Below are 12,508 nucleotides of genomic sequence, written 5' to 3'. Positions count from 1 at the left end.
TATGAAAATGCCGTTCGGTCCAGCTCTGACAGTATTCTGAAGTCCGCCGGAAGACGACAAAAGGAGGAGTTACCCAGGTGTGGGAAGATAAGTTTAGTAAAGAAGGCTTTACTTTTGACGATGTATTGTTGGTTCCAAGAAAATCGATGGTACTTCCTAAGGAAGTGGATGTATCAACGAAATTGAGTGAGCGGGTGAAACTGAATATTCCATTGATGAGTGCGGGAATGGATACAGTTACCGAAGCTCCATTGGCAATAGCTATTGCTCGAGAAGGTGGAATCGGCATTATCCATAAAAATATGAGCGTAGAACAACAAGCGGAAGAAGTGGATCGGGTTAAGCGCTCTGAAAGTGGCGTAATTACGAATCCGTTCTCCCTGAGAGCGGATCATCTGGTATCCGATGCAGAGAACTTAATGGCTAAGTACCGTATTTCAGGGGTTCCTATTGTTGACGAGAATAATAAACTGATCGGTATTTTGACAAATCGTGATTTGCGTTTTGTACATGATTACAGTATCGAAATCCGAGAAGTAATGACCAGTGAGAATTTGGTAACAGCGCCTGTGGGAACGACACTTGCAGATGCCGAGACAATTTTGCAGAAGCATAAAATTGAGAAGCTTCCGCTTGTGGACGAGAACAACGTTCTTAAAGGACTTATTACCATTAAAGATATTGAAAAAGCAATTCAATTCCCGAATGCAGCGAAAGACGATCAAGGGCGTCTGCTTGTTGGGGCAGCTGTGGGGATCTCCAAAGACACATTTGAACGTGCGGAGGCGTTGGTTAACGCTGGTGTAGACGTGATTACCGTTGACTCAGCGCATGGACACCACATCAATATTATTGAAGCTGTACGTAAACTGCGTGAGCTGTATCCGCAGCTAACCATTGTAGCTGGCAATGTAGCAACAGGTGAAGCTACAAAAGAGTTGATTGAAGCAGGCGCATCTGTTGTAAAAGTAGGGATCGGCCCGGGATCGATCTGTACAACCCGTGTTATTGCCGGTATTGGTGTTCCGCAAATTACAGCGATTTACGATTGTGCATCGGTTGCAAGACAGTATAATATTCCGATCATCGCAGATGGCGGTATTAAATATTCCGGGGAGATCACCAAGGCTCTTGCAGCTGGTGCTAACGCCGTTATGCTAGGCAGTATGTTTGCAGGAACAGAAGAGAGCCCTGGAGAATCTGAAGTGTATCAAGGACGTCGCTTCAAGGCGTACAGAGGTATGGGTTCCCTTGCTGCGATGAAACAAGGCAGTAAAGACCGTTACTTCCAGGATGATGACAAGAAGCTTGTTCCTGAGGGAATTGAAGGCCGTGTTCCTTACAAAGGACCATTGGCTGACACCATTCATCAGTTGATAGGTGGATTGCGCTCTGGCATGGGCTATTGCGGAACATCGACTTTGGAGGAACTGGCAAATGACACCCAATTCATCCGAATTACAGGCGCTGGCCTTCGCGAAAGTCACCCGCATGATATTCAAATTACGAAAGAAGCACCAAACTATTCATTATAATGGTTTTCAGTGAAATGATAGGGTTCAAGCCTGTAAGTAACTGATCCTAATAAAGACAAGCCTGGTATAAATGTAACCGGCTTGTCTTTTTTTGATAATCTCCCTGTGATAGAATAGAACAAGCAGACGATTTATCAAGTAAGAGGGGAGTAATATTATTTTGAAATTCAAGACTGTGGGGAAAAAGAAACGTCCTAATGTAAAAAGAGTTATTGCATCCGTGATGCTTATGAATATACTATGTCTTTCTGCCATACCTGCGTTGGCTTTTGCGGAGCCGGTTATAGTTGCCTCTGCCGAGAAGAAGGAGACGACAACCACAACAGCTAAAGTTGAACCGAAAAAAGACAAAGTTCCTTCACCGGATACACTTGGGCTGGAAGTAAAATCTGCCGTGCTGATGGAGCCAACAACGGGGCAAGTATTATTATCGTTAAATGCGGATGAGGCGTTGCCTCCTGCAAGCATGACTAAAATGATGACGGAATATATTGTTCTAAGCGAAATAAAAGAAGGTAATTTGACCTGGGATACCCTAGTAACCACACGAGAAAATGCATCTCTAGTCGGCGGTTCCCGTATTTTCTTGGCTGAGGGTGATCAGCATACCGTAGAAGAGTTATACATAGCCATGGCTGTAGGCTCTGCAAATGATGCAACCATTGCGCTGGCTGAATACATTGCCGGATCTGAGCAGGAATTCGTTAAAATCATGAATGAAAATGCCCAGCGTATGGGGATGAAAACAGCTCATTTTATTAATTCAACGGGTTTAAGCCGTGCTGACATGCCTGAGAAGTACCGTCCTGAAGAGGAAGGGGAAACGGTAATGTCCGCCATGGATACCGCTATATTAGTCAGAAATATTGTTGAGGAACATCCTGAATTTTCAAAATATACAACGATCCAATCGTATAAGTTCCGTGAACGTGATAAAGATCCCATTATCAACTTAAACTGGATGCTTGAAGCGAATAAAGATGTACCGAACTTCCGTTCTTTTGCCTATGAGGGGCTCGATGGTATGAAAACAGGCTTCACTGAAGAAGCAAAGAATACTTTTGCAGGAACCGCTGTTCGGGACGACATGCGTTTGATCAGTGTGGTAATGGGGGCGGAGACGAAAGCTTCCCGTTTTACCGAGACGCGCAAAATACTTGACTATGGGTTTAATAACTTTGAAATCAAGCAGATTGTAGATGAGAATACTATTGTTGAAGGTTTCGAAACAGCTCATGTAGACAAAGGGAAGGAAACTGAGGTCAAGCTGGTTACTAGCAAGCCACTCAGTTTTATGGTACCAAAAGGCTCTGACGGAAGCAGTGTTACGATTGAAGGTAAGATCGATGATAATTTGACGGCCCCGATCAAAAAGGGGACTAAAGTCGGAACGGTGACATATACTTACGAAATTGAAGGCATGAAAAATCCTCAGACGGGAACCGTAGATTTGATAACGTATGATGAAACTGAAAAAGCAGGATGGTTTAAGCTCTTTATGCGGGCCATTCAGGAATTCTTTGTGGATCTGTTTGAATCGATAAAAAATCTTTTCTAAGGTTGATTTAAATTCCGAGTAAACGGGTTGCCTATTAAGTATCCGTGGGGTAGAATTACAAATTAGATTTGGGTTTAAACAACGGTAAGTTATTAATTTTTTCGGGGGGCTAGGGCATGAAAACGGGAACAGCTACTGTTAAAAGAGGTATGGCAGAAATGCAAAAAGGTGGCGTCATTATGGACGTCATGAATGCCGAACAGGCAAAAATTGCTGAAGCGGCTGGAGCTACAGCAGTTATGGCATTGGAACGTGTGCCTTCTGATATTCGCGCGGCCGGGGGAGTCGCTCGTATGGCCGATCCGACAATCGTTGAAGAAGTCATGAAGGTTGTATCTATACCGGTTATGGCCAAAGCCCGTATCGGTCATTATGTAGAAGCTAAAGTTTTGGAATCACTGGGTGTAGACTACCTTGATGAGAGTGAAGTTTTAACACCAGCGGATGAAGTGTTTCATATTGATAAGTGGGATTTCACGGTACCTTTCGTCTGCGGTGCTAAAGATCTGGGAGAAGCGCTCCGCCGTATAGGTGAAGGAGCATCCATGCTCCGTACGAAAGGTGAGCCAGGCACAGGCAACATCGTTGAAGCTGTTCGTCATATGCGTTTGATCAACAGCCAAATTCGCAAGGTGCAGAATATGTCCAAGGACGAATTGTATGCAGAGGCTAAAAATCTGGGTGTATCTTACGAGCTGCTGAAAGATGTTCAGGAGAATGGGAAACTTCCAGTTGTTAACTTTGCTGCAGGTGGTGTAGCTACTCCAGCTGACGCTGCGCTGATGATGCACTTGGGAGCAGACGGTGTATTTGTAGGTTCTGGTATATTCAAATCCGATAATCCTGAAAAATTCGCTCGCGCGATCGTAGAAGCTACAACACATTATGATGACTATAAATTGATTGCGGAGGTTTCCAAGAACCTGGGAACACCAATGAAAGGAATTGAAATTTCGAAGCTGTCTCCATCCGAACGTATGTCGGACCGCGGCTGGTAAGAAAGAGGATCGGCATGAGAATTGGAGTTCTTGCATTACAAGGTGCGGTTGCTGAGCATATTCGCAGCTTGACTAAAGCCGGTGCGGAAGGCGTTCCGATCAAACGAGTGGAGCAGCTGGAGACGATTGATGGTCTGATCATACCAGGTGGCGAAAGCACGACGATCGGCAAGCTTATGCGTAAATACGGATTCATTGACGCGATACGTCAGTTCTCAGCCAACGGCAAGCCTTTATTCGGGACATGTGCCGGGCTCATTGTGCTAGCTAAAGAGATTGACGGTGACGAGGAGCCGCATTTGGGTGTTATGGATATCAAAGTTACCCGAAACGCATTTGGACGCCAACGTGAGAGCTTCGAGACCGACCTGACGGTAGAGGGAATCGAAGAACCGATTCGTGCCGTGTTTATCCGTGCCCCACTTATTACAGATGTAGGGGAAGGCGTAGATGTGCTTTCCACCTATAATGATGAGATTGTAACGGCACGTCAGGGTTCCTTGCTTGTGGCTTCCTATCATCCGGAGTTGACGGATGATTATCGACTTCATCAGTTTTTTGTGGATATGGTTAAGGAAACTGATACAGCGGTTAAATCGTGAATTCCGGTTGGGAAAAAGCATCTTGACTCTTTTTAAGGGTCAAGTTTGTTTTTTTCCTGACGATTCAATACAATATATAGAATGAAGTAATATGAATTACATTACACTGATTCATACACCGATTGATGTTTTACTTAGGAGGGTTACCTGTGTTAGACGTGAAAATATTGCGCAGTGAGTACAGTCGTGTGGAAGAAGCGCTGAAAAACCGCGGTAAATCACTTGATTTGATTGCGGACTTCCCCAAGCTTGACGCACGCCGTCGCGAACTGCTGCAGGAGAGCGAAAGTCTGAAGAACCGACGCAACACTGTGTCGGCGGAAGTAGCTAAGCTGAAAAAAAATCGTGAGAATGCCGATGACCTCATCCTGGAGATGCGTGAAGTTTCAGATCGGATCAAGGCTATGGATGAAGAAGTGCGTGAGCTGGAAGCCCAAATTTCCGAGCTCAGTTTAGCGATTCCGAATATTCCACATGAGAGCGTACCTGTAGGTGCATCAGAGGAAGAGAATGTGGAGCTGCGTCGCTGGTCAGAGCCTAGGAAATTTGATTTTGAGCCAAAGGCACATTGGGATATTGCACAATCATGCGACATTCTTGATTTTGAGGCTGCTGCTAAAGTTACGGGATCACGCTTTACGTTCTATAAAGGCTTGGGAGCTCGTTTAGAGCGTGCGCTGATCAACTTTATGATGGATCTTCACAGTGATCACGGTTATGAAGAGATGCTGCCTCCTTATATCGTCAACCGGGACAGCCTGTATGGTACAGGCCAGCTTCCTAAGTTCGAAGAGGATCTGTTCAAGATAGATGACTTCGGATACTATCTGATTCCAACCGCAGAGGTCCCTGTGACAAACTATCATCGCGAAGAGATTTTAAATGCAGAAGATCTTCCGAAGAATTATGTGGCTTACAGCTCTTGCTTCCGCTCAGAGGCTGGAGCAGCGGGACGCGATACACGCGGCCTTATCCGTCAACATCAGTTCAACAAAGTGGAGATGGTGAAGCTTGTTCATCCGGATTCTTCCTTTGAGGAATTGGAGAAAATGACGGCCGATGCGGAGCGTGTTCTGCAGCTGTTGAACCTCCCGTATCGTGTAGTTGTGTTATGCACCGGAGATTTAGGCTTTGGCTCCATGAAAACGTATGACCTGGAAGTATGGCTTCCGGAGAGCGGTGTATACCGTGAAATTTCCTCTTGCTCCAATATAGGTGACTTCCAGGCTCGCCGGGCTAATATTCGTTTTCGCCGTGAACCTAAATCGAAGCCAGAGTTTGTTCACACGCTGAATGGTTCCGGACTGGCTGTAGGCAGAACGGTAGCTGCAATTTTGGAGAATTATCAACAAGCTGATGGGAGTGTAGTTATCCCAGAAGTGCTTCGCCCATACATGAGAAATGTAAGTGTCATTGAACCAAAGAAATAAGAAATAGCTTGCAATAAGCATAGCTTTTGTGGTAAAATAATTAATGCACGTGATTAATAAATTTACCACATGGAGAGGTACCGAAGCGGTCATAACGGGGCGGTCTTGAAAACCGTTAGGGTGCAAGCCCACATGGGTTCGAATCCCATCCTCTCCGCCATACATATAACCAATAACCGTTTCCTTTATAGGAGGCGGTTTTTTATTTGCAAAGTATAAAAAGAAACACATCTCCGCAATTTAAAGACAAGGGGAGGTGTAATACATGAATTCAGAACTGAATATCGATCAGAATTCGCTCGTAGCTGCGTGGCAAGAAAGTCTGCCTACCGTGCTTAAGCCTGGCGATCATGCAGAGGTTAATGCTGATTTGGCGAATCCTCATGCGCTTCGGATTCACATTAATTCGGCTGGAAGACAGGAATATTCCTTCGACTTCGAATGCCGCTATGTGGATTCTAGGGAAGTTGAAGTGAATCTGATTGACGTGGAACGGGACGGAGTTGTCATTGATGAGCGAAATGAGAACATTCAAGGCATGACGGGAGATTATATTCGTCACATTCACGAATGTGCCCAGGCACTTCAACAATTAACGAACCCTTAGGCCATTGATGGCTGTCGCTTTAAGTAACTTCTTCAGCAAAGGATTAAGAGCTGTAGATTAGTGAGTTCCGAAAGGGGAATAGAAGGAGGAGAAGTGATGAGTAAACCAAAGTCCATACCGGTGCCAGAGGCTCAACAACCGCAAAGAAGACGTAAAGACAATGGTGAAGGTGGAGTGCAAGAGCCGATGACCGGATCGCACCGCGCCAAGATTCATAAGCAATCAGGTAAATTTAACCCGGAAGGGTAAAGTATTTTACAATGTAAGAAAGTACGTATGAACCTTAAATTATCCCTCAAAATGTTATGTTAGCGTTAACCTTGCGAGCTCTAATGAAAGAAGTCTTGTACCCTGAATGAAACGCTTTTCATCCTGTTTACAGGATTTAAAGGCGTTTCTTTTGTTGTGCAAATTTTCGTAAGATCCTGAAACCAATTCCTGAAATTGCCGTATATAGAACATATAAGTTTCATTTTTTGGGCCCCAGTTGTAATCAATAACTTGATGGTAAACAACAGTGAAAAAGTTTTATTTTTATGATGAATTACCTTCAATTAGGAAAGGAAATGGAAAAATATTTAGAAAAAATTCCATTATGTGTTTCTCATTTGTTTAAAATAGTATATGATAAAGAGGTCTTGTTATTTTTATGGCTATGAGGGGAGAGTTAGTAATATGAAAAGAAAGTTTGGAGCCTTGATGCTGTCTATGCTGTTAATGCTGACAGTTGTGTTGTCGGGCTGCGCACAGAAACAAGAATCTAAAGAGGCCATGGCGTCTGCTGTAACGAATGCGATGCAAATGACGTCATATGAGATGAAGAGCAGCTTCGTTATCGAAGATCTTCAAATCAAAATGGCAGCTACTGAAAACAGTCCAGAAGTTGAACAAGTGCTTACGATGTTGAAGAACGCTGAGTTGACTTTAACTGGGGTGCATCAAGCTGAGCCCCAACAGACTGAAATGCAAATGGGGATTAATCTGAAGGGCGATATGGCCATGAGTTTCAACATTGATATGGTCATGACCCAAGACAAGATCTATATAAAGATTCCAAGTATCCCATTTCTTCCATTCCCTGAGGATATTGTAGGTAAATACCTTGAAATGGACTTGAAAGAACTTGCTGAAGAATCTGGGCAAACATTTAGTCCCGATGCTATGGATGTAGAGAAGTCCCAGAAATTCGCTGCTGAGGTGTTGAACGCTTTGATTGCTGAGTATGATCAAGCGAAATACTTCAAGGAAATCGAAGCGAAAGATGCAAACCTTCCCGAAGGTTTGGATGTGAAGCAAGTTGTACAATTCTATATCACTAATGATAACGTTAAAGAAGCATTGGATATCTTCGTGAATAAGTCTATGCCAAAGATTATGGATATTGCAGGCAAAGATGAGTACCGTGAATTGCTCGGTATGACGAAAGAAGAGATTGAGCAGGCGAAGAAAGAAATCAGCTCGTTGGATCAAGGTCAATTTAAGGAAGGTCTGGAAGAGCTCCAGAAATACCTGAAGATCAACACATTTAACATTACAACTGCAATTGACAAGAAAGATTTCCCTGTATATCAGGAGCTTGTTATGAATGTTGACTTCACAGATCCTGAAACGAATGACGTCGTGAAGCTGGCTATTAAAGGTGATACACAATACAGCAAGATCAACGAAAAGCAAACATTCAAGATTGGTATTCCTAAGGATGCAGACATTGTTACAATAGAGCAGCTTGAGGAAGCCTTCTACCAAATGGAATCTTACTAATTACTAAATTTCATGATTGAACATACCCGGCCGAAGCTATAATGGCCGGGTTATTTAAATTTTCGAAAGATGCTGCACAATAGCACAAGCGATTCTTATTTGCCTCTTAAACGGCGAAAAAATTGGGTTAAGAGGGCTGCGCACTCCTCTTGCAGCACACCGTGGATCACTTCGGTGCGATGGTTGAACCGGGAATCCTGGAGGAGGTTCATAAGCGTTCCAGCGCAGCCTGCTTTAGGGTCTGACGTGCCGTAAACAAGTTGAGGCACTCTGGACTGGACAATGGCCCCTGCACACATTGGACAAGGCTCCAGAGTAACGTACAGACGGCAATCCAGGAGGCGCCAGGCACCGAGACGCGAGCTAGCATCGCGGATGGCAACCATTTCTGCATGCGCTGTCGCATCAAAAGTCGTTTCACGCAGGTTATAGCCACGACCGATAATCTTGTCACCTTGAACAATAACAGCGCCAATCGGGACCTCGCCTAGCTGTTCTGCTTTGCGCGCTTCGCGAATGGCCTCCCGCATCCAATATTCATGATCGTAATTATCCACAGCGTGCGGATCGTTAAATGGTGAAGTCAATCCAATATCTCCTTTCAAACCGGGACTAAAGTATTGGTTATACAACGAACGTCCATTCGTTTGTTAACATGATGTGGACACTTTTGTGGATAAATAAAAAGTTATACACAGAGTTATACACATAATCCACATAAATCATGTGTATTTGTTAGCAAGCTGTGGACATTTTTGTGGAAGAGCACAAAGATTTGTTTCTTTATTGTAGATAAAGAACTCATCAAGATCAACGATATGAATGTTCTTTTCGTAAGTAAGGATGATGTATATTCAAAAAATCTTTTCAAACCATCTGACTCACGTTATCATAAATGTGACAGCTATACCCGTTTATTGCAAATGAAGTGCTGAAAGGTGTAGGTGCTTTTGTCTATTAAAACAAAATTATCGTTGATGATGTCCTTATCAGTGCTCTTTATATTGCTGCTTAACATTTCGCTTAATTATTATACAACGCAAGAAAATTTAAGGCAGGACAGTGAGAGCAAGATGGTTATGACCGCCACCCAGATCGCGATTACTCTGGAGCAGACCGATTTTAGTTCAAGATATGTGGATGGTGTATTTGGGGATCTGCTTCACGTCGCTGCGAAGAATGCTGCCAAAATGCTCGATCCTGACATTGCCAACATAACGAATGAAGAACTTGTTAAGCTTAGTGAAGAGCTTGGGGTGACCCATATTTCACTTTTGGTTGAAACGGACGACGATATTGTTGTTGCCCGTTCTACAGATGCTGAAGAAATTGGCTTGTCAACCCGGTCATGGGGATATTGGTATACGGCTCTCCAAGAGCTGCTTATGTATAACGAAGTGCGCTCGGTTAAACAAGGGCAGACGGAGAAGCATTTCTGGTCCGGGCCATTTGAATACTCAACGGCTAGACCGGAGTTTATTAGTAAATGGGGATATTATTATGATGGCAAGCGTAATTACATTATCGACCCTTATATCCGGAGCACAGACATTCAGGATTTTATTAAAATATCCAGTCCGGATATTGTCATAGAGCAGACGATTAAAACCAATCCTAACATATTGGAAGTAACAGGCATTAATCCGGATACTTTCGGCAATATGTTTATGGAGAAGGATGGAACGGATAGAGTCCATTTTAAACTGCGCAATCGTCCGATCAAATTCGGGACCTATAGCTATGGCCTTCTGGAGGAAGATCAGGCTGCCGTTAAAGAAACCGTGACAACGAATAAGAATGTCGTTTTTGTCAGCACGGTAAACGGAAAGAAAGTGATGAAAAGCTTTATTCCGATTAAAATTGAAAATAAGGCCCCTTATGTGATCAGCATCGTTTTGGATTATGATGCGATCTCTTCGGTGGTTCGGGAGCAGATGATCAGCCTGGCTGCGATTTCCCTTGTTTTGCTGGAAATCGTCATTTTCGGAAGCTACATTGTTGCTGCGTATTTTACTAAGCCTATTCAAGCTATACTGGGAACGGTAAATGAGGTTGCCGATGGAAACTTTGACAGGCGTCTTGAAGTGACTAGCCGGGATGAGCTGGGGCAGTTATCTGGACGAATTAATGCGATGACGAGCAATCTGGGGCATTATACAAGCCAGTTGAAACAGATGGTGGATGAAAACCAGTCGGTTAAGGAGTATCTCGAATCTGTTATCAATCAGACGGCCGATGCGATTCATACGACAGATATCCACGGTACGATTATCAGTGTTAACAAGGCGTTTGAACAGTTATACGGCTGGAAAAGTCATGAGGCCATCGGAAGAAGGCTGGAGCTGGTACCGGCCGAGTTAAAGGATGAGGAGAGGGAACGGTGGAGACGACTGAGGGCTGGAGAAAGGCTTGGATCGGTCGAGACCGTTCGGCTGCGTAAAGATGGGAGTATAATTGAAGTGAGCATCAGTACATCTCCAATCCAGGACAAAATGGGAAATATAACATCGATGGTCAGTGTATCAAGGGATGTGACAGAGCGTAACCGAATGGAAGAACTGTTGCGTCAATCTGAAAAGCTGACAACCGTTGGCCAGCTGGCTGCCGGTGTAGCTCATGAAATCCGCAATCCGCTGACAACGCTCCGCGGCTTCTTGCAACTTCAACAGCAGACTCATAAGGTTAATTCGGAACATATCAGCCTGATGCTGTCTGAATTGGATCGAATCAACCTGATCGTCAGTGAATTTCTCATATTGGCTAAACCGCAAGCGGTTTGTTTTCAGCAGAAAGACCTGCGTGATATTATGAATGACGTCATCTCCTTGCTGAGCAGTCAGGCACGCTTATATGATATTGAATTTAGCTTCCATTACATGAATGAACCGGCGCTAGTACACTGTGAGGAGAATCAACTGAAGCAGGTGTTTATCAATGTCATTAAAAATGCGGTAGAAGCTATGCCGGATGGCGGTTATGTTACGATCGAAATCGCTCCGCATTCGCCGCAGCAGGTGGCGGTCCGAATTATCGATCAGGGAGAGGGAATTCCGGAAGACTTGCTACCTCATGTAGGAGAACCGTTCATTACGAGTAAAGAGACCGGTACGGGCCTTGGGCTCATGGTGAGCCAGCGAATTATACAGGGTCATCAGGGCATATTGGAGATTGAGAGCGAGGAAGGGCTTGGTACGACGGTAACGATTTTGCTTCCGACTGCTGTTAAAAGTATAACGACATAGATCTTTTATATTACGTCTAGATGAAAAGGGTGACATCTTGAGAATTAATAAATTTATCAGTGAGACGGGGTTTTGTTCCCGTCGGGAAGCGGACAAGCTTGTAAAGAACGGCCAGGTCACGATTAATGGAGTGAAGGCTGAGCTGGGCAGTCAGGTGGAGGAGGGGGATGATGTTCGGGTAAATGGTCGCAAACTCAACGAAAAGAAGTCTCAGCACGTCTATATTGCCCTCAACAAGCCTGTAGGCATTACGAGTACTACAGAGTCCCACATCAAGGGGAATATCGTTGATTTTGTTGGTCATACTGAGCGCATCTTTCCGATAGGCCGTCTGGATAAAGATTCTGAAGGCTTAATTCTGCTAACAAGTGACGGAGATATTGTCAATAAAATATTACGTTCCGAAGGCAGACATGAGAAGGAGTATATCGTTACGGTCGACCGCCCGATCACAAATGCTTTTATTAAAGGCATGTCCAGCGGGGTAAAAATTTTAGGGGAGATGACGCTTCCTTGTACCATTACCCGAATGTCTGAGCGCGTGTTTCGTATCATTTTAACGGAAGGGAAGAACCGTCAAATTCGGCGGATGTGCAGCGCTTTCGGCTATAGTGTGAGAAGGTTGCAGCGTATTCGAATTATGAATATACGTTTAGGCGGTCAGAAGACAGGAACTTGGCGTGATCTTACAGAGCAGGAAAAAGAGGAGCTCGGAAAGCTCCTCGATTATAAACTCATTTAATGATCTTAGCAAGAAAACAACCGGTTTCTTAGG

Annotated in this window: 11 protein-coding genes and 1 tRNA gene; 11 read left to right on the top strand and 1 reads right to left on the bottom strand. The window is 44.2% G+C overall.

Annotated elements, in window-relative coordinates; genetic code table 11:
- Positions 1–77: 77 nt before the first annotated feature.
- From guaB to C8268_RS21050, 9 genes are all read left to right on the top strand, one after another.
- A complete protein-coding gene (gene guaB, locus C8268_RS21090; protein ID WP_106769511.1) occupies positions 78–1,535 on the top strand; it encodes an IMP dehydrogenase in 1,458 nt (485 codons plus the stop codon).
- A 223-nt stretch (positions 1,536–1,758) separates the two neighbouring features.
- Positions 1,759–3,093, top strand: coding sequence for a D-alanyl-D-alanine carboxypeptidase family protein (locus C8268_RS21085; protein WP_199795002.1), 1,335 nt, complete (start codon positions 1,759–1,761; stop codon positions 3,091–3,093).
- A 116-nt stretch (positions 3,094–3,209) separates the two neighbouring features.
- Entirely contained in the window at positions 3,210–4,091 is an 882-nt protein-coding gene (gene pdxS, locus C8268_RS21080; protein WP_106769509.1) for a pyridoxal 5'-phosphate synthase lyase subunit PdxS, read from the top strand.
- Between the two features lie 14 nt (positions 4,092–4,105).
- Positions 4,106–4,693, top strand: coding sequence for a pyridoxal 5'-phosphate synthase glutaminase subunit PdxT (pdxT, locus tag C8268_RS21075; protein WP_106769508.1), 588 nt, complete (start codon positions 4,106–4,108; stop codon positions 4,691–4,693).
- 149 nt (positions 4,694–4,842) lie between these two features.
- A complete protein-coding gene (serS, locus tag C8268_RS21070; protein ID WP_106769507.1) occupies positions 4,843–6,123 on the top strand; it encodes a serine--tRNA ligase in 1,281 nt (426 codons plus the stop codon).
- Positions 6,124–6,194: 71 nt separating this feature from the next.
- Positions 6,195–6,283, top strand: a tRNA-Ser gene (locus tag C8268_RS21065).
- A gap of 105 nt (positions 6,284–6,388) precedes the next feature.
- Positions 6,389–6,730, top strand: coding sequence for a hypothetical protein (locus C8268_RS21060; RefSeq protein ID WP_106769506.1), 342 nt, complete (start codon positions 6,389–6,391; stop codon positions 6,728–6,730).
- Positions 6,731–6,826: 96 nt separating this feature from the next.
- A complete protein-coding gene (locus tag C8268_RS21055) occupies positions 6,827–6,979 on the top strand; it encodes a small acid-soluble spore protein P (RefSeq protein WP_106769505.1) in 153 nt (50 codons plus the stop codon).
- A 426-nt stretch (positions 6,980–7,405) separates the two neighbouring features.
- On the top strand, positions 7,406–8,491 hold the full coding sequence (locus tag C8268_RS21050; RefSeq protein WP_106769504.1) for a hypothetical protein: 1,086 nt from the start codon (positions 7,406–7,408) through the stop codon (positions 8,489–8,491).
- A 95-nt stretch (positions 8,492–8,586) separates the two neighbouring features.
- Here C8268_RS21050 and tadA read toward each other — a convergent pair whose 3' ends face one another.
- Entirely contained in the window at positions 8,587–9,078 is a 492-nt protein-coding gene (gene tadA / locus C8268_RS21045) for a tRNA adenosine(34) deaminase TadA (protein WP_420094256.1), read from the bottom strand.
- Positions 9,079–9,441: 363 nt separating this feature from the next.
- On the opposite strand from tadA, the gene C8268_RS21040 reads away from it, so the two are divergent.
- Together C8268_RS21040 and rluF are read left to right on the top strand one after the other, a co-directional pair.
- Complete coding sequence (locus C8268_RS21040) at positions 9,442–11,733, top strand: PAS domain S-box protein (protein WP_106769503.1); 2,292 nt, start codon at positions 9,442–9,444, stop codon at positions 11,731–11,733.
- A 37-nt stretch (positions 11,734–11,770) separates the two neighbouring features.
- Positions 11,771–12,475 (top strand): 23S rRNA pseudouridine(2604) synthase RluF, encoded by a 705-nt coding sequence (gene rluF, locus C8268_RS21035; RefSeq protein WP_106769502.1) that lies wholly within the window; start codon positions 11,771–11,773, stop codon positions 12,473–12,475.
- Positions 12,476–12,508 lie beyond the last annotated feature (33 nt).

This window comes from Paenibacillus faecalis (assembly GCF_900289175.1).
In the GTDB taxonomy this organism is placed as follows: domain Bacteria; phylum Bacillota; class Bacilli; order Paenibacillales; family Paenibacillaceae; genus Paenibacillus_AQ; species Paenibacillus_AQ faecalis.
The sequence above is the reverse complement of the archived record's forward strand: the minus strand, read 5'-3'. Positions and strand labels throughout refer to the sequence as shown.